Here is a 19,367-nt window from a genome sequence, read left to right as displayed (position 1 = left end):
TGTCCTGTATGGAACTCGGCGTGCTCGGCCTCGGACGGATGGGACGAATCGTGGTAGACCGGTGTCTCGACGCGGGCATCGACGTGGTCGCGTTCGACATCGACGAGGACGCGGTCGAATCGGCGGCGGACGCCGGCGCGACGCCCGCGCACTCGATCGACGACCTCGCGGAGTCGCTCGGCGCGGAGAAACGTATCTGGCTGATGGTGCCCGCGGGCGACCCCGTGGACGCCGCGCTCGACGACCTCGAACCCCACCTCGACGCCGACGACGTCGTGGTGGACGGCGGGAACTCCTACTTCGAGGACTCGATTCGGCGCGCGGAGTTCTGCCCCGCCGCCTACCTCGACTGCGGCACCTCGGGCGGCCCCGCCGGCGCGGAACTCGGGTTCAGCCTGATGGTCGGCGGCCCCGAGTGGGCGTACGACGAACTCGCGCCCGTCTTCGACGCCGTCGCCACCGGCCCCGACGGCCACGACCGCATGGGCGAAACCGGGAGCGGCCACTACGTGAAGATGGTGCACAACGGCGTCGAGTACGCGCTCATGCAGGCCTACGGCGAGGGCTTCGAACTCCTCGCGAACGGCCGGTACGACCTCGACCTCGAAGACGTCTCCCGCACGTGGAACAACGGCGCGGTCATCCGCTCTTGGCTCCTCGAACTCTGCGAGGAGGCCTTCCGCGAGGAGGGCAACGATCTCGGCGACGTGGCCGACCGCGTCGAAGGGGGGAGTACGGGCACGTGGACCGTGCAGGAAGCCCTCCGCCAGGAAGTCCCCGTCCCCCTCATCTACCAGGCGCTCGCCGAGCGCTTCGACTCCCGGAGCGACGGGCGTTTCTCCCGACGCCTCGCGAATCGGTTGCGGTACGGGTTCGGGCGGCACGACGTGGCACGAACGGAGTGAGTGCCACGGAATACGCGAACGGGGAGCGGATGCGACCCGTGAGCCGACGTGGCGCGAACGGAGTGAGTGCCACGGAATTAGCGAGCGCTGAACGTAGTGAGGCGCGAGCCGAAGTCGCCCGCAACGAGCGAAGCGAGTGAGGGCGACGGACTAGCGAGCGGTGGTAGCCGCGAGCCGACGCGGTTCGCAGCGAGTGAGCGAAGCGAACGAGCGAGCCCCGCGGAATACGTGGGTGTCGATTGAAGCGGGTGTTAGCGTGCGACGAGGATTTTTCCGCGGGGTTCGTACTCCATTTCTCGTTTGACGTCGCTGGCGACGTCTCGGCCGCGGATGGTTTCGACGAGCTGGAAGGCGAGGTCGAGGCCGGCGGTGACGCCGGCGGCGGTGAGGACGTCGCCGCAGTCGACGACGCGGGCGTCGGCGAGGCGGGCACCGGCCTGTTCGAGATCGGCGGTGGCGGTGTGGTGGGTGGTCGCGGGGCGGTCGTCGAGCAGGCCGGCCTGGGCGAGGAGCATGCCGCCGGTGCAGACGCCGGCGACGGTCGCGCCGCTCTCGTGGGCGTCGGCGAGGTACTGGGGGATGGTGCGGTTCTCGTACTCCGCCCACGCGCCGGGGTTGTCGCGGTCGTTCCAGCCGCCGCCGGGCGCGAGCACGAGGTCGGGGCGGTCGTGGTCGGCGTCGGTTTCGACGCGGAGGCCGTGGCTGGCCGCGACCACGCCGTCGCCGTGCGGGCTGACGATGCGGGCGTCGAGGCCGGCGTTCGCGAACACTTCGAAGGGCGCGACGGCGTCGAGTTCGTCGAAGCCGTCGTAGACGAGGACGGACACGGTCTGGATGCGCTCTCTGTCCATACCGGTTCTTCGCGCGCCGCCACCAAAACGGTCGCCGTACGATCGACCGTTCGGTTCGTCGGCCGTAACCTCGCGGCGCTGAGAAGTCGAAGCGCTCATTTCGATTCGAAGCAATCTTCCGGTAGTGTCAGAGCCCCGCGTCGAGAGTAGTATCACGGAAGGCGACCTGATTCGGCCGATGCTGGCGCTCGCCTGGCCGATGGTCGTCATTCAACTCCTCCAGGTGGCGTACAACCTCGCCGACACCTTCTGGCTCGGTCGGTTGTCGTCGAACGCCGTCGCCGCCCTCAGCCTCGCGTTCCCCCTCATCTTCTTCCTCATCAGCGTCGGCGGCGGGTTCACCGCTGCCGGCTCGATTCTCGTCGCGCAGTACACGGGCGCGAAGAGCGAGGAGTCCGCGGGGAAGGTCGCCGCGCAGACGATGGGGTTCGTCTGCTCGCTCGCCACCGTCTTCGGCGTCATCGGCCACTTCATCACGCGGGACATGCTCTCCCTGCTTCCCGCGGACGCCGAGACCGCCGCGGTCGTCATCCCGCTGGCCGCCGACTACATGGAGGTGTTCTTCCTCGGGATGCCCGCCCTCTTCGGGTTCTTCGTCTTCTCCAGTCTGATGCGGGGCTACGGAAACACCCGCACGCCGATGCGCGTGATGTTCGTCAGCGTCGCGATCAACGTCGTGCTCGACCCCTTCCTCATCTTCGGCTGGTGGGTGTTCCCCGAGATGGGCATCGTCGGGGCCGCCGTCGCCACCATCTTCGCGCGGTTCGTCGCCGCTATCATGGGCGCGTACGTCCTCTTCTTCACGGACGCCGGCCCGAACGTCGCGCTCGCCGACTTCTACCCCGACCTCGGGTTCGTGTCGAAGATCGTGCGCGTCGGCACGCCGAGCGCCGCCGAGCAGTCCACGAGCGCGCTCGCGATGATCTCGCTCACCGCGATGGTCGCGTCCTTCGGCCCCGCGGTCGTCGCCGCGTTCGGCCTCGGGAACCGCCTCGTCAGTCTCGTCTTCCTCCCCGCGATGGGGCTCGGCCGCGCGACGAACACGATGGTCGGCCAGAACCTCGGCGCGAACCAGGCCGAGCGCGCCGAGCGCGCCGTCTGGCTCGCCGCGAAAGTCGCCGCCGCCGTCCTGTTCTGCATCGCCGTCGTCGCCGCGCTCTTCCCCCGCCCCATCGTCTCCGTGTTCATCGAGTCCGGCGTCGAGAACGCCGAAGCCACCATCGCGTTCGGGAGCGAGTACGTCCGCATCCGCGCCGTCGAGTTCGTGTTCATCGGCGTCCTCCAGGTCGTCCTCGGCGCGTTCCGCGGCGCGGGCAGCACCAAGACCGCGATGGTGATCTCGATGGTGACCCTCTGGCTCGGCCGTGTCGCCACCGTCTACCTCCTCGTGTTCGTCCTCGACATGGGCGCGACCGGCATCTGGCTCGGGATGATGTGCGGGAACGTCCTCGGCGCAATCGTCGGCGTCGCGTGGTTCCTCCGCGGCGGCTGGAAGAAAACCGTCATCGACGACGGCCCCAACTCCGGTTCCGGCCCCGGCCCCGATTCCTCCTCGGACGCCTAGTGCACGTCCGCCGCGAAGTAGCGGTCGTAGTGCCGACGGCACCCCGGATTGAACGACGCCCCACAGCCGGGACACGTGTTCTCACAATCGAGATACTCCCCAACCGTCAACTCCCGCCCGCACACGCCGCAGAGCACCGCGCGCGCCGACGCGTCCTCCCACACCGCCGCCTCGTGGTCGGCCACCGCCTCGTGACACTCATAGCACGGATAGTACTCCCCGCAGCACGCGAACCGGATCGCGATAACGTCCACGTCCGAGTCGTAATGCGCGCACCGCGTCTCCGCCCCCACATCCACCCCGTACACCTCTCGGCCGTGAACGACCTCCATACCGTAGACGCCCTTCCCACGCCCTTCGACTTACCCATTCCAGAAGCGTTAAAGCCACAACACCGCTACCTGACGTGAGGGCTCGTAGCTCAGTGGACAGAGCACTTGGTTCCGGACCAAGATGCCGCGGGTTCAAATCCCGTCGAGCCCGTTCTCACGCTCACTTCGTTCGCGGAGAACGGGGCGACTCCGCGAGACGCCGGCGGCGTCTCGCTGGCTCCCACTCGTTCGCTCCGCTCACTCGCGGGTGTCCCGTCGAGCCCGTGATCTCTCGGGGTCGGGGTCGGCCGTCACTCTTCGACCACGAGGTCGCCGACCATCCCGAGTTGTTTGTGCGGTTGACACCAGAAGTGGTAGTCGCCGGGGGTGGTGAAGGTGTGTTGGTGGACGTGGCCCTCGTTGTAGGTCGTGTAGCGGTCGCCCGTGGTTCCCTGCCAGTTCGCGTTCTGGGGTTGGCTGCCGACGACGATGTTGTGATTGTTGGATCGCCAGACGAAGGTGACGGTCGTGTCTCGCTGGACGGTGATGGGGGTGTCGGTGCCGGGGCGGAAGGCGTAGTCACCGTTCGGTCCGACGTCGACGACGGGGCCCGGGTACGTGGTCGTGGGCTGGTTGCTGCCGCTCGAACAGCCGCTGAGGGCGGTCGTGGCGGCGATGGCGGTGCTGGCGGTCGAGAGAACGCGGCGTCGTGTGACGCCGGTCGTGGTGGTGTCGGGCACGTCTGGGTATGCGGCCGGGAACGGGTTAGTTCTGCCCACGGGATAAACTATGGTATAACAAGTACAATTAAGTTTGTCCGGTGTGTTGGATTCGATCCGACCCCGGGAGCCAGGTGACGCGAAACCCGGGTTCGGGTTTCTCCGAGACTCACCGTCGAACAACGTCGCGAGCAGCGCGTTCGCGCGGCCGAACTCGCCGTCCGCCTCCCGTGCGCGACGGCGTCGGCGACGCGCCCCATCACGTTTCCGCCGCCGAGTAACGCAAGCACAAGTTACAAGCGCTTGACGGCTTCTTCTCTTCGTGTATGCATCGCCGCACTGTCGCCCTCGCCTTCCTCGCTGGACTGGTCGCCCTCAGCGGCTGCGCCGGCATCACCGACTCGTCGCCGACGGACACCACTACCGACGTGGACGTCTCCGCCGACGCGGTACAGGCCGACACGCTCGCCGCGATGGCGGCTGTCACGAGCTACGAGTTCTCCGCCGACCTCCAGCAAGACCTCGGAACCCTCACCACCGACATCAGCCTCACCGGCGTCGTCAACCTCACCGCCGAGCGCATGTCCCAGAAGACCACCGTCACCGCCACTCGTGGCGACCGGTCGAACGCCGCCACCACCGAGACGTACGTCGTCGACGACACCGCGTACATCCGCTCGCAGGGCGTCTGGCAGACCCGGCCGGTCCCCGAGCGCACGTGGAACAACACGCCGGTCGACAGACAAGCCCAGTTCCTCACTGACGCCGCGGTCACCGTCCTGAACAAGACCACCGTTGCGGGCGTCGAGACGTACGCGCTCGCTGTCGAGCCCGACCCCGCGACCGTCGAAGCCTACATCGAGAACCGACGGTCGGTTCGCGGCGACGTGACCGTCGAATCCGTCTCCGTGACGCAGTACGTCGCCGTCGACACCCACCGCATCCGGACGGCGACGCTCGACATGACCGCCACGATAAACGGCCAGACGCTCGACCAGACGCTCACCATCACGTTCAGCGAGTACGGCGCGGACACGGACATCACCGTCCCGGAGGCGGCCACGACCTAGAGCCGCTCGCCCTGATAACTCCCGTCGTACGTTTCCTCGTGGTTCGCGTCCGCGAGCACGAGCTGGGCGATGCGCGCGCCCGTGTCGAGTTCGACCGCGTGATGGATCTGCAGCAGGCCCTCGCCCTTGCCCTCGTAGCCGGCGTCCCAGACCGCCGTGTTCAGCATGCAGGAGTTCCGAAGGAGGCTCGAACGCGGATACACGAACCCCACGTGGTTTTCGGGGATACGGACGGTCTCCGCGTACTCCACGACGTACCCGCCCGATTTCAGGTGGTATGTCCCGCCGTCCGCGTCGACCTCGCGCCGCTCACCCACGGTCTTTCCGTCCGTCGCGATTCGACCGGGCGTCGTCTGCTCGTACACGCCCGCGAGCGTCAAATCCACGCCGTTCGGCTGCACCTGCTCGCCGCTCACACCGCCCAGCGCCGCCGCGACGTACGCACCACTCTCGAACATATCTCTCACTCCCCCACGACCGGGTTAGGCGTGTCGAATCGACACGCACTCCTGTCCGCCCACCAAGTAGGAGCCAATGCGCGAACGCGTCCACCGGCGCGCGCCCGGGCTCATCGTTCTCGTGCTCGTCGCCGCCCTCGCCGTCGCGGCCAGCCGCGCGGCGGGCGTCGGCAGTCCGCTCCTCCTTGCGGTGGCGTTCGGCGCGCTCGCCGCGAACGCCCTCCCCATTCCCCGGGCGCTCACACCCGGTCTCGAGCTCCACGGCCGCTTCCTCGAAGCCGGTATCGTCGCGCTCGGCGCGACCCTCGGCCTCGGCGCGCTCGCCGCCGTCGGCCCGCTTCTCCTCGCGCTCGTCGCCGCAGCCGTCGCCGTTTCGGTTCTCGTCACCGAACTCGGAGCGCGCCTCGCTGGCCTCTCCCGCGAAGCCGGATCGCTGCTCGCTGCGGGCGCGAGCGTCTGCGGCGTCTCCGCCGTCGCCGCCGTCGCCGGCAGCATCGACGCCACCGAGGAGCGCGTCGCGTACGCCGCCGCCACCGTCCTCGTCTTCGACGCCGTCACGCTCGCCATCTTCCCCGCGCTCGGCCACCTGCTCGCGCTCACGCCCCGCGAGTTCGGCGTCTGGGCGGGACTCGCCATGTTCTCAACCGGCCCCGTCACGGCCGCTGGATTCGCCTACGGCCCCGTCGCCGGCCAGTGGGCGACCGTCACGAAACTCGTCCGGAACACCGCTATCGGCGTCCTCGCCCTCCTCTATGCCCTCGTCCACGCCGACGCCGACCGGCCCGCACGAGCGCTCACCAGCGGCGTCCCCGGCTTCCTCGTCGGGTTCGTCGCCGTCGCCGCGCTCGCCGCCACCGGCATCCTCCCACCACCGGTCGTCTCCGGTCTCGGCACGGTCTCCGAGGCGTGCTTCCTCCTCGCGTTCGCCGGCCTCGGATTCGACCTCCGGCTCGACGCCCTCCGCGACGCGGGCCTTCGGCCGATTCTCGTCGTCGCCACGACCCTCCTCGTGGTCGGGACGCTCTCCCTCACCGCCGTTACCGCGCTCCTCTAGAACGCTGGTATCCGACCCCATACGAACTCTATTCGTGTGTATAAGGTACATACCTCCGTCCTGAAACACGCGGGATTTATAATCGTAGACCGTTGATTTTCGGACGCTATGGGACAGACGATCACCGAAAAAATCCTCGACGACCACCTCGTCGAGGGCGAACTCGAGACCGGCGAAGAAGTCGGCCTCGAGATCGACCAGGTCCTCACGCAGGACACCACGGGGACGATGGTTTGGCTCCAGTTCGAAGCGCTCGAACTCGACGAAGTCCAGACCGAACTCGCCGCGCAGTACTGCGACCACCAGACGTACCAGTTCGACTTCAAGAACACGGACGACCACCGCTTCCTCCGATCCGCAGCGGGCACCTACGGCGCGTACTTCTCCCGGCCCGGCAACGGCATCTGCCACCAGGTCCACAAGGAGAACTTCGCCGCACCCGGTAAGACCCTCCTCGGGTCCGACTCGCACACGCCGACTCCCGGCGGCCTCGGCCAGCTCGCCATCGGCGCCGGCGGCCTCGACATCGCAGTCGCCATGGGCGGCGGCGCGTACTACGTCGAAGTGCCGGAAGTCGTGAACGTCCAGCTCGAGGGCGAGCTCCCCGAGTGGGCGACCGCGAAGGACATCGCGCTCGAGATGCTGCGCCGCCTCTCCGTCAAGGGCGGCGTCGGCAAGATCTTCGAGTACACGGGCGAGGGCGCGGAATCCCTCACCATCCCCGAGCGCACCACCATCACGAACCTCGGGACGGAGCTCGGCGCGACCTCCAGCATCTTCGGCACGGACGAGAAGACGAAGGACTGGCTCTCCCGTATCGGTCGGGAGGACGAGTTCGTCGAACTCTCCCCGGACGAGGACGCGGAGTACGCCGACACGGTCACCATCGACCTCTCCGACCTCGAACCGCTCATCGCGAAGCCCTCCATGCCCGACAACGTCGTGCCCGTCCGCGAAGTCGCGGGCGAGGACGTCGAACAGGTCATGGTCGGCTCCTGCACCAACGGCGCGTACGAGGACATTCTCCCCGCCGCGAAGATGGTGGAAGACCGCGAGGTCGCAAAGCACACCGAGATGATCGTCGCACCCGGTTCGAAGCAGGCAAGCGAGATGCTCGCCCGCGAAGGCTGGACCGCCGAGATGATGGCGGCCGGCGTCAACTTCAGCGAGGCGACCTGCGGTGCCTGTATCGGCATCGGCCACGTCCCGGCGTCTGACTCCGTCAGCCTCCGGACGTTCAACCGGAACTTCGAGGGTCGCTCCGGCATCGAGGACGACTCCGTCTACCTCTGCAGTCCGGAAGTCGCCGCGGCCGCGGCGATCAAGGGCGAAATCGTCGACCCCCGCGACCTCGCCGACGAACTCGGCGACCTCGAAGCCCCCGGCTTCGAGATGGGTTCGACGTACAGCCCCGGCATGGGCCAGGACGACCCCGACATCATCAGCCCCGACGAGGCCGTCGACGACGACCTCATCAAGGGCCCGAACATCGGCGACGTCCCCCTCAAGGACCCGCTCGACGCCCACCTCGAAGGTGAAGCCCTCCTCAAGATGGAGGACAACATCACCACCGACCACATCATCCCGGCGACGTCCGACATCCTGAAGTTCCGCTCGAACGTCCCGAAACTCTCCGAGTTCACGCTCTCGCGCGTCGACGACACGTTCGCCGAGCGCGCGAAGCAGTCCGACGGCGGCTTCCTCGTCGCCGGCGAGAACTACGGTCAGGGGAGCTCGCGCGAACACGCGGCGCTCTGCCCGATGTACCTCGGTATCGAGGGTGTGCTCGCGCAGTCCTTCGCCCGCATCCACAAGGCGAACCTGTTCAACTTCGGCCTCCTCCCGCTCACCATCGACGAGGACGCCTACGCGAAGATCGAACAGGGCGACGACATCGAGATCGTCGACGACGTCGAGGAAGCGGTCAAGTCCGGCCAGGAGGAGTTCACGGTGCGCGTGAACGACGACTGGGAGGCGACCGGTCACCTCGACGCGTCCGAGCGCGAACGCCGCATTCTCGCCGCCGGTGGGAAGCTCTCCCTCACGAAGCAGCAGTACGGCGACGACAGCGGCGCGGCCTCGCCCGCGGACGACTAACCGAACTCTCCTCTATCTTTTTCGCGTCGCGTAGCGACAGCGCCACCTATACGTGCGCGCTCGGCCTGTATTCTGTATGGAGTTCCTGCCCGCGGCCTCACTGATCCCGCACGCGCGTGCCGTCTACGTCGTGTTCGCTGTCTGGCTGTTGTCCGTGGTCTGGGTGAACGTCGACTCCGACGAGCACGCCCCCGCGTCCGGGACTAAGTGGACGCTCGCCACCGTCGTCGGCGGCGTGTTCGTCGCCGCGCTCTACGCGTACGTCGCCCGGGACTAGGGCCGCAGGCCATTTACCCGCGCCACGCCAAGATTCTCGCATGGCGTCGGGGGAGCCGTTCCAGTACGCGGGCATCCGGCAGGCGAGTGAGGGCGACCTGCTGGACGTGTTCCGCATCGAGAAGCAGGCGTTCGAGCAGCCGTGGCCGTTCTCGGCGTTCGAGCGCTACCTCGGCGAACCCGGCTTCCTCGTGGCGGAACGCCCCGACGACCCGTCGCTCGCGGGGTTCGTGGTCGCGGACACGATTCCGAACCACGGCCGCCCGCTCGGCCACATCAAAGACCTCGCCGTCCACCCCGACGACCGCGGCCAGGGGTTGGGCGGTTCGCTCGTCGACCGCGGGCTCGCCGTGCTCCGCGCGCAGGGCGCGCGCTCCGCGAAACTCGAAGTCCGCCGGTCGAACGACCCCGCTATCGGCCTCTACCGCGAGAAGGGCTTCGAGTACTACCGCACCCTCGACCGGTACTACGCGGACGGCGAGGACGCGTTCGTGATGGTCGCGCGACTCGCGAACCACGAGTAGTTAGTGTCTCGCGCTCTTCTGTCCAGCCATGAGTGGCTACGAGTGTCCCGTCTGTGGCGTGCCGCAGGCAGAAGCCGACCACCTCGCGAACCACGTCGCGTTCGCCGCGATGCTGGACGACGCCGACCACGAGGACTGGCTTGACGCGCACGCGCCCGACTGGAACGAGCTGAGTCCGGCGGAACTCGGCGAAGTCGTCGTCGAGTACGCGCCCGCGTCCGACGTGGAGTTCGAGGAGGGCGACCACGCGCACGCCGAACAGCACTTCGCGCAGGAGGGCGGGTACGGCCGCGACGACCTGGGCGGCGACGAGCAGGCTATCGTGGAGGAAGCGATGGAACTCACGCGCGAGATGCGCGAGGACGGTGAGGAGTGATGGAGACGCACGGCGTCCTCGCGCCCGAAACGGCGGACGAAGTTCGCGCGGCCTACGAGGACGTGGGGCCGGCCGCGCAGAACGTCACCCGCGAGCTGGCGAAGGCGATGGAGTTCAGCCGGGAGGAGTACGACGACCGCGTCACCGGCGAGGTCGTGGAGACCGCGCGGGACGCGTTGTTCGCGAACCTCCTCGAAGTCCACTCTGGAAGCCGCGAGGAGTTCGGGGACTGGCTGGCGGACTACGACTACGAGGTCGTGGAGAACGGGAGCGACGACGTCGACCGCGTGGCGTGGCACGTCGTCCCGTTCGAGAACACGGTGGTGACGGCGTCCTATCAGAACGAGCCCGCGGCCGCGCGCGGCACTCTCCGCCGCATCGTCCACGGGAAGTACTACCGGGAGACGCTCTCGCGAACCGCGGACTGACACTCGCTGTACTCCGCGTCCGGCGCGCGACACTCGCCCGAACACGGGTGGTCGATGAATGACTTGAGCGCCGCGGCCACGTCCTCGGAGAGCGCGTGCCCGAACGCCTCCACGTCCGCCTCCGCCTCGTCGACGAGGTTCTCCGCGAGACAGCGCTTCCACAGCAACTCGCGCGTGACGTCCTCGCCCGTCTCGGTGAGCGTCGCGCCCTCGTAGCGCTCGTACGCCACGAGGCCGCGGTCGGCGAGCGTTCCGATTCGCTCCGTGACGCTCGCCGGGCTCACGTCCAGTTCGTCCGCGAGCTCTCCCGTCTTCGCGGGACGGCCCGCGGTCTCGCTCACGAGGAGGATGGCGCTCAAGTACCGTCCCTCGCTCTCCGACACCGTGGGCGGGCTCATACACGCAGGTCGCGTCGCGGCCCGAATAAGTGTGTTCATGGTGCCGGACACGAACACCCGGGTATGGACGACTGGACGCTCCGAACGTCCGTCACGGAGTACGAGACGCCGTGGTATACGGGCGGCTACGACCGCTACGAACAGCCGGACGGCAGCGAGAAGAACTACTACTGGGCCGACCTCCCCGCCGCTGTCGTCGTTGTCGCGCTCGACGGCGACGACGTGGTGATGGTGTCGCAGTACCGGCCCGTCATCGACGCGCACTGCCTCGAACTCGTCGCCGGCCTCGTCGAGGACGAGTCCTACGAGGCCGCCGCGCGCCGCGAACTCCGCGAGGAGACCGGCTACGACGCCGACTCCGTCACCCTTCTCCAGGAGTTCGCGGTCGCTACCGGCGTCCTCCGCCACAACCGCGCCATTGTTGTCGCGGAGGGCCTCACCGAGGCCGCGGAGGGTCGCGAACTCGACAGCAACGAGTTCATCGAGGTCGAACGCGTCCCCCGCCAGGACGCGCTCTCCCGCGCCCGCGCCGACCAGCCCGCGAACGACGCGACCCTCGAAGGCCTCCTCCTCGCCGGCGCGGACGGCTACCTCTGACCGCCGCGACCGCGACGCTTAACCGCGACACGCACCACTCGATTCGTATGGACGGCGAAATCGAGCCCGACGAACTCCAGTCTCGGCTCGACGACGACATCACGGTCGTGGACATCCGGAACAGCCTCGCGTTCGACCACGGCCACATCCCCGGCAGCGAGAACATCCCCTTCAACCAACTCCCCCAGCGCGTCGACGCGCTCGACGGCGCGAACCACGTCGTCACCGTCTGCCCGCACGGCAAATCCAGCGTGCAGGCCGCGAACCTCATCAACTCCTACGAGGGCATCGGCGACGACACGCCCGTCGAGAGCCTCGCTGGCGGCCTCGACGCCTGGGACGGCCCGCTCGACTCGAACACCGAGGAACCCGACGCTGACGAAGGCCCGCAGAGCCCGTTCTAACCGAAGCAAAACAGTCAGGCAGAAACACTTTCTACGCGGCGTCTCATCCCCGCGTATGGTTCGCCGCCTCCTGCTCGCGCTCGCGTGCGCCCTCCTCGTCACGACCGCCGGCTGTTCCGGCTTCCTCGCCGGCGACGCGTCGACGACCGCCGCGCCGACTACTGAATCGACGACCGCCACCACAACGACCGGCCCTCCCACCAGCCCAAGCGAAACCCTCGCGCCCGGCGTGACCGCCGGGGGCGTGACCGACGCGCTCGCGTTGGCGAACGCGCACCGAACCCACCTCCGGAGTCACGGATTCACGAAAACCGCGCGGACGACCCGAACGAACGCGTCCACCGAGGCCACCCGGCGGACGGCGGTCTCGTACGCGAACGAATCCCACTGGCGGCTCACCCGGACCGGCGACGGCCTCCCGGTCGGCTACCAGACCACGCGCGGCGCGTTCGAGCTGTACGCCGACGGCGACCGCGTCCTCGTCCGCACCGACGTCGCGGGGAACGTCTCGTACTCGATGCCGACCATCTCCGCCGAGGATCGGGAGTTACCGCAACCGCCGAAGAAGGTGTTCCCCGACGGCGTCTCCGAGCGAACCCTCGTCTACCTCCTGTTCGCGAACGCGAACACCACAGTTTCTCCCGGAGACGCCGCCGCACACGTCACCGGAACCGCCGACGAGATGACGCTCCACGGCGACACCGTGACGAACGTCTCCTTCGACGCCACAGTCACCGAAAACGGCGTGGTGCGGTCGCTCTCGCTCTCATACACCGACGGCGACGCGACCGTCGAACGCGACATCTCGTTCCGCGTGGACGCGACCGTCGAACGGCCCGACTGGTACGACACCGCGCGCAATCGAACGAGCGCTTGACCGACTGCTGTGACACCGAAACAAACCACGTTGAACGCATCCGCAAGCGAACGGCTCGAAGAGCCTGAGCGAAGCGGTTCCCCGAGCGCGGGGCGCTCGGGCCAAGGAGCGACTACGCGCCGGAGGCGCACAGGAGCGACGCAGTGCTTTTGCCCGAGCTTTTGCCGAGTGCGGCCGAAGGGCGCACGCAGAGCAAAAGGTCGTTAGGCGACGTTAAAGCCCTTATCGCGGAGGAAGTCCTCGACGCGACCGGAGTGATTGCCCTGAAGTTCGATTTCACCGTCCTCGACCGTGCCCCCGCACGCGAACTTGGACTTGAGGTCCGATGAGAGGCTATCGAGGTCGACGTCTTTCGGGTCGAGTCCTTCGATGACGGTGACTTCTTTTCCGTAGCGGCGCTCGTCGATGCGGATTGACACCTGTTGGGACTCTTTAGCGACGTCCTCACAGACGCATAGTTCCTGGGGCAATCCACACGTCGAGCAGACTTCCGACATTACGACTTGAAATAGGAAATCGTCCTATTAAACAGTGTCGCCGGACGCGCCCGGCGGTCGGTGTCCGCGACGAGCGCGGCGGCGAGCGCGGTCGCGCGGTCGGCGTCCTCGTCCGTGACCTCGCCGCCGTAGGTCGCGCGGTCGCGGAGCGTGGCGAGCTCGCGGGCGCGGCGGTCGGCGCGCACGGCCTCGAAGTACTCCGCCACCGTCTCTCCGCGTTTCCGCGGGCGGTTAGCGCGCTCTACGAGGTAGCGCGCGCGTTCGAACGCACCGGTCACGCGCTCTTCGGGGCTGCCGCGGGGCGTGGTGCGCACCCAGACGACCCGGTACGCGCGCGCCGCGACGCCGGAGCGGTGCGCGGCGGCGAGCAGCCCGGCGACGAGCACCGTCCAGACAGCGATGGTTCCGGGCGGGACGTCGGGAATCACGCCGCCGCCGTCACCGCCGCTCCCTCCGGCGGCGGGGTCGGTGACGTTCACGCCGCCGGAGTCGACGGCGGTGCGAACGCCGCGGTCGGGATCGATACCGGGCGCTTGCGTGGACGTGTTCCCCGTCGTCGTGTTCGCGGCCCGCGTCGTGGTCGTGGCCGTCGTGTACGTACCGTCCTCGCTTCCGGCGGCGTCGACGCCGTCAACGCCATCCTCGCGGGCGTCGGCGACGGTCTGCGTCTCCTGTGCCTCGCGCGGAGTGCCGGGCGTCGGATCGAAGCGCACCCAGCCCACGTCCGGGACGTAGACCTCCACCCACGCGTGCGAGTCGACGCCGCGCACGACCCACGTGTCCTCGCCGACGCGCTGGCCGGGCGTGTACCCGACGACGTACCGCGCCGGGACGCCCTGCGTGCGAAGCATCACCGCCATCGCGGATGCGTAGTAGACGCAGTAGCCCGCGTTCTGTTCGAGGATGAACTGATTCACGAGGTTGCCGTCCGGCGTCGGCACGGACAGCGAGTACTCCTTGTTCGCCTCCAGCCACGACTCGACCGCGCGCGCCGTCGCGTACGGCGTCTCCGCGCCCGCGGTGACGTTCGCGGTCAGCGACCGCACCGCGTCGCTCGTGCTCGCCGGCACCTGCAGGTAGCGGTCGCGCACGTCGCTCGGGTAGTCCGTCCCCGCCCGCCGGAGTTCCGCCGTAGTCGGGTTCAACACCGCGCTCTCGACCGTATAGGAGTCGCCGTTGTCGAGCACGCCGTCCGGTCGCGGGTTCCCGAACGCGCTCACCGTGTAGCCCGCGCCCGACACCGCGACGGGCGTGGCGGCTGCGGGCATCACGGCGAGCGATCGGCGCGCCGTCACCTCCTGCACCACGCGCTCGGTCTGCCCGGGCGGCGGGTCGAACGACCCGGCGTCGTCGGGGCCGGTTGCGCGCACCCAGCCCTGGCCGGTGAACCGATCGTAGACGCCCGCCCGCCAGTACGCCGCCTGCTCCGACTCGACGACGAACTGAACCTTCGGTGAGAGCGTGATGCTCCCGCCGACGCCGACGCGGTCGCCCGCGACAACGAGTGACCCCTCGGGCGCGGTCGCCGACTGCGGGACGAGCGGGCTGCCCGTGCTCGGCACGGCGCTCACCGTCGCGGACGCGAGCACCGCGACCGCCAGCACCGCGGCGACGACCTCGACCTGCCGGCGGTGGCCGTGATGGACATCGAGCGTTCCGAATCCGAGCGCGCCGAACGCGCCGAGCACGCCGACCATCGTGCCGACCGTCCCGCTGTCGCCCGTGAGCACGAAGAACCCGAGCGTCACACCCCCGACCGCGGCGCTCGCCGCGTAGTTCTCGCGGAGCGCGAAGTACCACGTCAGGAACACCGGGCCGGGCGTGACAGCGAGCGCCCACGCGCCCGCCTCCGCCATCCGCAGCACCGAGAAACCGGTAAGGAGCGCGACCGTGTCCGAGAGCACGCGGTCGACGGAGAAGGCCGCAGCGTACACGTCCGGCATCACGACGACGTACACCGCGAGACCGCCCGCGAGCAGGACGGCGGCGAGCGCGCCCGCGATCCGCTCCGAGAGCGCGCGGAAGACCACCGCGAGCGCGACCGAGGCGGCGGCGAGCGGCCCGAACACGGAGACGCCGCCGACCACGTCGACGACGTGGTAGAGAACCGAGAGGAACGACGCCGTCACCATCGCGACGGACGCGAGCGCGGCGAGCCGCCACGGCCGCACCGGGAACCGATCGGTCACGCGTCCGCCCTCCGCGCGCCCACCACGTCCCGGTACCGACGCGTCCGGTCACCGGCGCTGATCTCCACGCGCTCCGCGGTCGACCGAACCGCGATGTCCGCGTCCGCGACGCGCTCCCGGCCGAGGTGGGCGTCGTCGAGACGGGCGAGCTGCGTGAAGACGGCTCGGCGGTGTGCGTCCCCCGTCGCGGGCGACACCGACCCGTCGGGCGTGACGACGCCGACCGAGATGCCGGCGTCGAGGAGGTTCGCGACGACGCTCGCCGCGGCTTCCGCCACCGCGTCCGCGCGGCCGCCGTTCGCGTCCGCCGCGACGACGACGCGGTTCGTCGCGCCCTCGCCCGCGAACGTCGTCACCACGAGGTCGCCCGGTCGCTTCGCGCTCGCCCGCCAGTTCACGTCCCGCAGCGGGTCGCCGCGCTGGTACTCCCTGAGCCCCTCGAACTGCCCGCGCTCGTCCGTCACGCCGATGTAGCCCGTGAGGAGGCCGGCGGTGTCCGTGAGGTCGTGGACGCGCGGGAACACCGTCACGCGGTCGACCCGCGCGTACCGGAAGATCCGCGTCCAGAGGCCGAACGGATCCGTCGCAACCAGCTCGGTCGGCCCGACGACGTGTTCGCCGCGCGACCCCAGTTCGACCTCGAACGAACTCTCGCGGCCGTCCGCGACCGTCTCCAGCACCCCGTCGCCCACCAAACCCTCTGCGAGCGACTCCCGAACCGTCACGGGGTACTCGTGGCGTGCGTCCACCGAGACGGCCACCGTCCGCGTCTCGCCCTGGTGGGCGTGCTCGGGCGCGGTTCGCGTCACCGTCGGGCGGTCGTAGCGCGCGACGTGCAGTCCCGTCAGGACGAACGCCGCGGCGGCGGGCATCACGACGACGTTGAGGCTCCGCCCGCCGAACAGCCAGCCGAGCGCGACCCCCGCGAGCGCGACCGCGGCGACCGCCCACCCGCGGCGTGTCGGCCGAGCGCTCATGCCTCCGGGTCGACGCGCGACAGCGCGTGTTCGACGATTCGCTCCCCGGACTCGCCGCCGACCGCGCCGCCCTGGTCGGCGCGGATTCGGTGTGCGAGCACCAACGGCGCTTCCGCCTTCACGTCGTCCGGCGTCACGTACTCCCGGCCGTCGAGCGTCGCGCGGCCCTGCGCCGCCCGCACGAGCGCGATAGATCCGCGTGGGCTGACGCCGAGGCTCGCGTGCTCGCGCGTGTACCCCGCGAGCCGCGTCACGTACCGCCGCACCGGCTCCGCCACCGTCACGGCCGCCGCGGTCGCGCGCGCACGCCGCAAGTCAGCCACGGACGCCACCGCGTCCACGGAATCGATGGGGTGGTCGCCGACCGCGCGCTCGATTACCGCCACCTCCTCGTCCGGGCTCGGGTAGCCGAGGTGGAGCTTCTTCGTGAACCGGTCGACCTCCGCCACCGGGAGTTCGTACGTGCGGTCGCGCTCGACCGCGTTCTGCGTCGCGATGACCGTGAACGGATCCGGGAGCGGGTGCGTCGTTCCGTCCACCGTCACCTGGTCTTCCTCCATCGCTTCGAGGAGGGCGGCCTGCGTCTTCGGCGGCGCGCGGTTGATCTCGTCGCCAAGCACGACGTTCCCGAAGATGGGGCCCGGCTGGAAGTCGAACTCGCGGGTCTTCTCGTTGAACACGTGCGACCCGGTCACGTCCGCGGGCAGGAGGTCGGGCGTGAACTGCACGCGGGAGAAGTCGCCGTCCACCGAGCGCGCGACGGCGCGCGCGAGCATCGTCTTCCCGACTCCGGGGACGTCTTCGAGGAGGAGGTGGCCGCCCGCGAGGACGGCGGTGACGATGTGTTCGATGGCGCTCCGGTTGCCGACGATGACGGTTTCGACGTTTTCGACAAGCGAGCGCGCGAGGTCTCTCGCGTCCGCGGCGGACAGGGGCGCTGCGTCGGGCGTCGCGTGCGGCGGTTCGAGCGAGTCAGTCATGTGAACGAGGGGCGTGCCTATTGTCAACAGTGACGGGCGCACGGAACCTATGTCTGTTGGTCGTATCGGCGCCCCTACGCGTCCGCGAGCAACTCGATGGCCGCCTCCCGGCTCGGGCCGAGCGGCGACCCCGCGACCACGCCGTCCACGTACTCCCGGATCTCGTTCAGGCGCGTGCCGACCTCGTCGGGCGTGCCGGCGACGCAGAACGCGTCCAGCATCGTCTCGGACACCGCGTCGAACGCCGCGTCGAACTCGCCCGCCTCGATGTGCTCGCCGACGCGCGCCGCCCGGTCGCGGCTCACGCCGTGCCGGTCGAGCACGGGCGGGGCCGCGCCGGCGGCGATGAACGCGACCGGCGGCCGCGCCGCCGCCCGCGCCTCCTCGCCGTCTACCGCGACGCTCACCGACGCGAACGCCACGGACTCGAACTCTCCCCGCTCGGCCGGCCGCTCGTCGAGGCCCTCGTCGAGCCGGTCGCGCGCCCACGCGAAGTCGTCGGGATGGCTCGCGTTCACCAGCGCGCCGTCCGCGTGCTTCGCCGCCATCCGAAGCATGTGCGGCCCCTGCGCGCCCACGTACACCGGAATCCGGCCCGGCTCGTAGTTCAGGCCCGCGTCCCGCGCGACGAACGTCCCGTCGTGCTCGACGCGCGCTCCCCGCCACAGCTGCTGGGCGACCTTGAACGCCTCCAGCACCCGTCGGAGCGGCCGGTCGCGCTCCACGCCGAGGTTCCGCAGCGTCGAGGCGTCGCCCGCGCCGACCCCGAACACCGCGCGCCCGCCGCTCAGCTCGTCCAGCGTCGCCGCCTTCGACGCCAGCGTCACCGGATGCGTCTCGTACGGGTTCGCGACACCCGGACCCACGCGAACCGACTCCGTCGCGTCCGCCGCGAGCGCGAGCGCCTGAAACGGGTCGCGGTTGTTGTAGTGCGAGGACGCGAACACCGCGTCGAACCCCGCGTCCTCCGCCCGCGCCGCCAACGACGCGACCTCACGCACCGGAACCTCTGGCGTGAGCTCAACGCCCTTCATACGACCACCCCCGGAGCGCCTGCCGCACGAAGTCTCCCGACACCTCGCGGTAGAGCTCCTGCGAACCGTCGTGGTCGCCGAACTCGAACTCCCGAACCACCACGACCGGCGTGCCGCCGTCGCCCTCGCCGGAGACGAGGTTCGCCGCCGCCGCGAGTTCGTCCACCACGCTCTCCACCGTCACTTCGAGCTCGTGGCCGTCCCTGTCCGACTCGCCCCGCCAGTCCCGGGACGCCGGCATCCCCGCCCAGCCGAGGGTGACGCCGCGCTGGCCGTGCCGGAACGGCCGCCCCGACGTGTCGGTCACGAGCACCGGACAGTCCACTGGCAGTCCCGCTCGGATCCGCTCCGCGCTCTCGGTGGGTCGTTTCGGCAGGAGGAGGAGGTCGTCGCCGCCCGTGTTCGACCGGTCGATGCCCGCGTTCACGCCGACGTGCCCGAACCGCGTCTCCGTCAGGAGGAACGGCGACTCCATCAGAACGTCCGTGGACTCCTCCAAGACGGCCTGCGCGAACCGCGGGTCTTTCTCCTCGCCCGTGACGGATTCGAGCCGCGACGCGACTTCACGCGCCCGCGGCCCCGCCGCGTAGTCAGAGAGCGACGCCGTCCGTCCCTCCGCCTTCGACACCACCGTGCTCGCCACGCACACCACGTCGTCCTCGCGGACGCTCACGCGGTCCGCGACGAGCGCCGCGAGGTCGTCGCCCGCCTCGATTTCGGGGAGGCCGGGCACTGCGAACGCTTCCATACTCCCACTGCTCGCCGTCGCGTGAAAGAGACG

The 19,367-nt window shown here is 69.5% G+C and carries 23 protein-coding genes and 1 tRNA gene; 13 read left to right on the top strand and 11 right to left on the bottom strand.

All coding sequences use genetic code 11. The features are described from left to right. Positions 1-8: 8 nt before the first annotated feature. A complete protein-coding gene (gnd, locus tag FQU85_RS03710) occupies positions 9-905 on the top strand; it encodes a phosphogluconate dehydrogenase (NAD(+)-dependent, decarboxylating) (RefSeq protein ID WP_145844455.1) in 897 nt (298 codons plus the stop codon). A gap of 251 nt (positions 906-1,156) precedes the next feature. Here gnd and FQU85_RS03705 read toward each other — a convergent pair whose 3' ends face one another. After that, a complete protein-coding gene (locus FQU85_RS03705) occupies positions 1,157-1,756 on the bottom strand; it encodes a DJ-1/PfpI family protein (RefSeq protein WP_145844453.1) in 600 nt (199 codons plus the stop codon). A gap of 178 nt (positions 1,757-1,934) precedes the next feature. Between FQU85_RS03705 and FQU85_RS03700 the strand changes: the two genes are divergently transcribed. Continuing rightward, positions 1,935-3,320, top strand: a complete 1,386-nt coding sequence (locus FQU85_RS03700) for an MATE family efflux transporter (RefSeq protein ID WP_145848714.1) — start codon at positions 1,935-1,937, stop codon at positions 3,318-3,320. On the opposite strand, the gene FQU85_RS03695 is transcribed toward FQU85_RS03700, so the two are convergent. After that, entirely contained in the window at positions 3,317-3,652 is a 336-nt protein-coding gene (locus tag FQU85_RS03695) for a CHY zinc finger protein (RefSeq protein ID WP_145844451.1), read from the bottom strand. The two genes, FQU85_RS03700 and FQU85_RS03695, sit on opposite strands and share 4 nt — an antisense overlap. Before the next feature lie 78 nt (positions 3,653-3,730). On the opposite strand from FQU85_RS03695, the gene FQU85_RS03690 reads away from it, so the two are divergent. Further along, positions 3,731-3,803, top strand: a tRNA-Arg gene (locus tag FQU85_RS03690). Between the two features lie 139 nt (positions 3,804-3,942). Here the strand turns inward: FQU85_RS03690 and FQU85_RS03685 are convergent. Continuing rightward, entirely contained in the window at positions 3,943-4,371 is a 429-nt protein-coding gene (locus FQU85_RS03685) for a plastocyanin/azurin family copper-binding protein (protein WP_145844449.1), read from the bottom strand. A 305-nt stretch (positions 4,372-4,676) separates the two neighbouring features. Here FQU85_RS03685 and FQU85_RS03680 point away from each other — a divergent pair, with 305 nt between their 5' ends. After that, positions 4,677-5,420, top strand: a complete 744-nt coding sequence (locus FQU85_RS03680; RefSeq protein ID WP_145844448.1) for a hypothetical protein — start codon at positions 4,677-4,679, stop codon at positions 5,418-5,420. Here FQU85_RS03680 and FQU85_RS03675 read toward each other — a convergent pair. Further along, on the bottom strand, positions 5,417-5,878 hold the full coding sequence (locus tag FQU85_RS03675) for a deoxyuridine 5'-triphosphate nucleotidohydrolase (protein WP_145844446.1): 462 nt from the start codon (positions 5,876-5,878) through the stop codon (positions 5,417-5,419). The genes FQU85_RS03680 and FQU85_RS03675 overlap by 4 nt on opposite strands. A 76-nt stretch (positions 5,879-5,954) precedes the next feature. Between FQU85_RS03675 and FQU85_RS03670 the strand changes: the two genes are divergently transcribed. The 6 genes from FQU85_RS03670 (at position 5,955) to FQU85_RS03645 (ending at position 10,633) form a co-directional block, all read left to right on the top strand. After that, the gene (locus FQU85_RS03670; protein WP_145844444.1) at positions 5,955-6,932 is read left to right on the top strand and encodes a YeiH family protein; all 978 of its coding nucleotides are present in this window, start codon (positions 5,955-5,957) and stop codon (positions 6,930-6,932) included. A gap of 108 nt (positions 6,933-7,040) precedes the next feature. Continuing rightward, a complete protein-coding gene (locus FQU85_RS03665) occupies positions 7,041-9,029 on the top strand; it encodes an aconitate hydratase (protein ID WP_145844442.1) in 1,989 nt (662 codons plus the stop codon). A 76-nt stretch (positions 9,030-9,105) separates the two neighbouring features. Next, positions 9,106-9,306: a hypothetical protein gene (locus FQU85_RS03660; protein ID WP_145844440.1), complete on the top strand. Its 201-nt coding sequence runs from the start codon at positions 9,106-9,108 to the stop codon at positions 9,304-9,306. A gap of 40 nt (positions 9,307-9,346) precedes the next feature. Continuing rightward, the gene (locus FQU85_RS03655; RefSeq protein WP_145844436.1) at positions 9,347-9,829 is read left to right on the top strand and encodes a GNAT family N-acetyltransferase; all 483 of its coding nucleotides are present in this window, start codon (positions 9,347-9,349) and stop codon (positions 9,827-9,829) included. A gap of 28 nt (positions 9,830-9,857) precedes the next feature. Then, complete coding sequence (locus tag FQU85_RS03650) at positions 9,858-10,205, top strand: DUF5810 domain-containing protein (RefSeq protein ID WP_145844431.1); 348 nt, start codon at positions 9,858-9,860, stop codon at positions 10,203-10,205. Next, positions 10,205-10,633, top strand: a complete 429-nt coding sequence (locus FQU85_RS03645; protein ID WP_145844426.1) for a DUF5809 family protein — start codon at positions 10,205-10,207, stop codon at positions 10,631-10,633. The genes FQU85_RS03650 and FQU85_RS03645 overlap by 1 nt, the downstream gene beginning before the upstream one ends. Here the strand turns inward: FQU85_RS03645 and FQU85_RS03640 are convergent. Next, positions 10,600-11,031, bottom strand: coding sequence for a metal-dependent transcriptional regulator (locus FQU85_RS03640; RefSeq protein ID WP_145844424.1), 432 nt, complete (start codon positions 11,029-11,031; stop codon positions 10,600-10,602). The genes FQU85_RS03645 and FQU85_RS03640 overlap by 34 nt on opposite strands. Before the next feature lie 63 nt (positions 11,032-11,094). Here FQU85_RS03640 and FQU85_RS03635 point away from each other — a divergent pair, with 63 nt between their 5' ends. Genes FQU85_RS03635 through FQU85_RS03625 form a run of 3 tightly spaced genes read left to right on the top strand, consistent with a single transcriptional unit; the run spans position 11,095 to position 12,909 of the window. Then, positions 11,095-11,628 carry an NUDIX hydrolase gene (locus FQU85_RS03635; protein ID WP_145844421.1) on the top strand — a complete coding sequence of 178 codons (534 nt, stop codon included), beginning with the start codon at positions 11,095-11,097 and terminating at the stop codon, positions 11,626-11,628. 47 nt (positions 11,629-11,675) lie between these two features. After that, positions 11,676-12,032, top strand: a complete 357-nt coding sequence (locus FQU85_RS03630) for a rhodanese-like domain-containing protein (protein WP_145844416.1) — start codon at positions 11,676-11,678, stop codon at positions 12,030-12,032. Positions 12,033-12,087: 55 nt separating this feature from the next. Next, positions 12,088-12,909 carry a hypothetical protein gene (locus FQU85_RS03625; RefSeq protein ID WP_145844412.1) on the top strand — a complete coding sequence of 274 codons (822 nt, stop codon included), beginning with the start codon at positions 12,088-12,090 and terminating at the stop codon, positions 12,907-12,909. Between the two features lie 203 nt (positions 12,910-13,112). Here the strand turns inward: FQU85_RS03625 and yciH are convergent, their stop codons facing one another. The 6 genes from yciH to FQU85_RS03595 form a co-directional block, all read right to left on the bottom strand. Continuing rightward, positions 13,113-13,406, bottom strand: a complete 294-nt coding sequence (yciH, locus tag FQU85_RS03620; RefSeq protein WP_145844410.1) for a stress response translation initiation inhibitor YciH — start codon at positions 13,404-13,406, stop codon at positions 13,113-13,115. Further along, entirely contained in the window at positions 13,406-15,595 is a 2,190-nt protein-coding gene (locus tag FQU85_RS03615; protein WP_145844408.1) for a transglutaminase domain-containing protein, read from the bottom strand. The genes yciH and FQU85_RS03615 overlap by 1 nt, the downstream gene beginning before the upstream one ends. Further along, positions 15,592-16,572, bottom strand: coding sequence for a DUF58 domain-containing protein (locus FQU85_RS03610; RefSeq protein WP_145844406.1), 981 nt, complete (start codon positions 16,570-16,572; stop codon positions 15,592-15,594). The genes FQU85_RS03615 and FQU85_RS03610 overlap by 4 nt, the downstream gene beginning before the upstream one ends. Continuing rightward, positions 16,569-17,552, bottom strand: a complete 984-nt coding sequence (locus tag FQU85_RS03605; protein ID WP_145844403.1) for a MoxR family ATPase — start codon at positions 17,550-17,552, stop codon at positions 16,569-16,571. The genes FQU85_RS03610 and FQU85_RS03605 overlap by 4 nt, the downstream gene beginning before the upstream one ends. Before the next feature lie 74 nt (positions 17,553-17,626). Continuing rightward, positions 17,627-18,586, bottom strand: coding sequence for a 5,10-methylenetetrahydromethanopterin reductase (locus FQU85_RS03600; protein ID WP_145844399.1), 960 nt, complete (start codon positions 18,584-18,586; stop codon positions 17,627-17,629). Further along, positions 18,573-19,334 (bottom strand): coenzyme F420-0:L-glutamate ligase, encoded by a 762-nt coding sequence (locus FQU85_RS03595; protein ID WP_145844396.1) that lies wholly within the window; start codon positions 19,332-19,334, stop codon positions 18,573-18,575. Before FQU85_RS03595 ends, FQU85_RS03600 begins: the two co-directional genes overlap by 14 nt. Positions 19,335-19,367: the final 33 nt, after the last annotated feature.

Origin of the sequence: Salarchaeum sp. JOR-1, assembly GCF_007833275.1 — an archaeon.
GTDB lineage: Archaea > Halobacteriota > Halobacteria > Halobacteriales > Halobacteriaceae > Salarchaeum.
Note: the sequence above shows the minus strand (reverse complement) of the source record. Positions and strands in the feature narration are given on the sequence as shown.

Bases quoted from the DNA above. Each gene is read 5' to 3' on its own strand.
- FQU85_RS03680 (WP_145844448.1), top strand. From the start codon at position 4,677: ATGCATCGCCGCACTGTCGCCCTCGCCTTCCTCGCTGGACTGGTCGCC.
- FQU85_RS03700 (WP_145848714.1), top strand. From the start codon at position 1,935: ATGCTGGCGCTCGCCTGGCCGATGGTCGTCATTCAACTCCTCCAGGTG.
- FQU85_RS03655 (WP_145844436.1), top strand. From the start codon at position 9,347: ATGGCGTCGGGGGAGCCGTTCCAGTACGCGGGCATCCGGCAGGCGAGT.
- FQU85_RS03675 (WP_145844446.1), bottom strand. From the start codon at position 5,878: ATGTTCGAGAGTGGTGCGTACGTCGCGGCGGCGCTGGGCGGTGTGAGC.
- FQU85_RS03635 (WP_145844421.1), top strand. From the start codon at position 11,095: ATGGACGACTGGACGCTCCGAACGTCCGTCACGGAGTACGAGACGCCG.
- FQU85_RS03705 (WP_145844453.1), bottom strand. From the start codon at position 1,756: ATGGACAGAGAGCGCATCCAGACCGTGTCCGTCCTCGTCTACGACGGC.
- FQU85_RS03645 (WP_145844426.1), top strand. From the start codon at position 10,205: ATGGAGACGCACGGCGTCCTCGCGCCCGAAACGGCGGACGAAGTTCGC.
- FQU85_RS03665 (WP_145844442.1), top strand. From the start codon at position 7,041: ATGGGACAGACGATCACCGAAAAAATCCTCGACGACCACCTCGTCGAG.
- FQU85_RS03630 (WP_145844416.1), top strand. From the start codon at position 11,676: ATGGACGGCGAAATCGAGCCCGACGAACTCCAGTCTCGGCTCGACGAC.
- yciH (WP_145844410.1), bottom strand. From the start codon at position 13,406: ATGTCGGAAGTCTGCTCGACGTGTGGATTGCCCCAGGAACTATGCGTC.
- FQU85_RS03625 (WP_145844412.1), top strand. From the start codon at position 12,088: ATGGTTCGCCGCCTCCTGCTCGCGCTCGCGTGCGCCCTCCTCGTCACG.
- FQU85_RS03650 (WP_145844431.1), top strand. From the start codon at position 9,858: ATGAGTGGCTACGAGTGTCCCGTCTGTGGCGTGCCGCAGGCAGAAGCC.
- FQU85_RS03695 (WP_145844451.1), bottom strand. From the start codon at position 3,652: ATGGAGGTCGTTCACGGCCGAGAGGTGTACGGGGTGGATGTGGGGGCG.
- FQU85_RS03610 (WP_145844406.1), bottom strand. From the start codon at position 16,572: ATGAGCGCTCGGCCGACACGCCGCGGGTGGGCGGTCGCCGCGGTCGCG.
- FQU85_RS03595 (WP_145844396.1), bottom strand. From the start codon at position 19,334: ATGGAAGCGTTCGCAGTGCCCGGCCTCCCCGAAATCGAGGCGGGCGAC.
- FQU85_RS03640 (WP_145844424.1), bottom strand. From the start codon at position 11,031: ATGAGCCCGCCCACGGTGTCGGAGAGCGAGGGACGGTACTTGAGCGCC.
- FQU85_RS03605 (WP_145844403.1), bottom strand. From the start codon at position 17,552: ATGACTGACTCGCTCGAACCGCCGCACGCGACGCCCGACGCAGCGCCC.
- FQU85_RS03670 (WP_145844444.1), top strand. From the start codon at position 5,955: ATGCGCGAACGCGTCCACCGGCGCGCGCCCGGGCTCATCGTTCTCGTG.
- FQU85_RS03600 (WP_145844399.1), bottom strand. From the start codon at position 18,586: ATGAAGGGCGTTGAGCTCACGCCAGAGGTTCCGGTGCGTGAGGTCGCG.
- FQU85_RS03660 (WP_145844440.1), top strand. From the start codon at position 9,106: ATGGAGTTCCTGCCCGCGGCCTCACTGATCCCGCACGCGCGTGCCGTC.
- gnd (WP_145844455.1), top strand. From the start codon at position 9: ATGGAACTCGGCGTGCTCGGCCTCGGACGGATGGGACGAATCGTGGTA.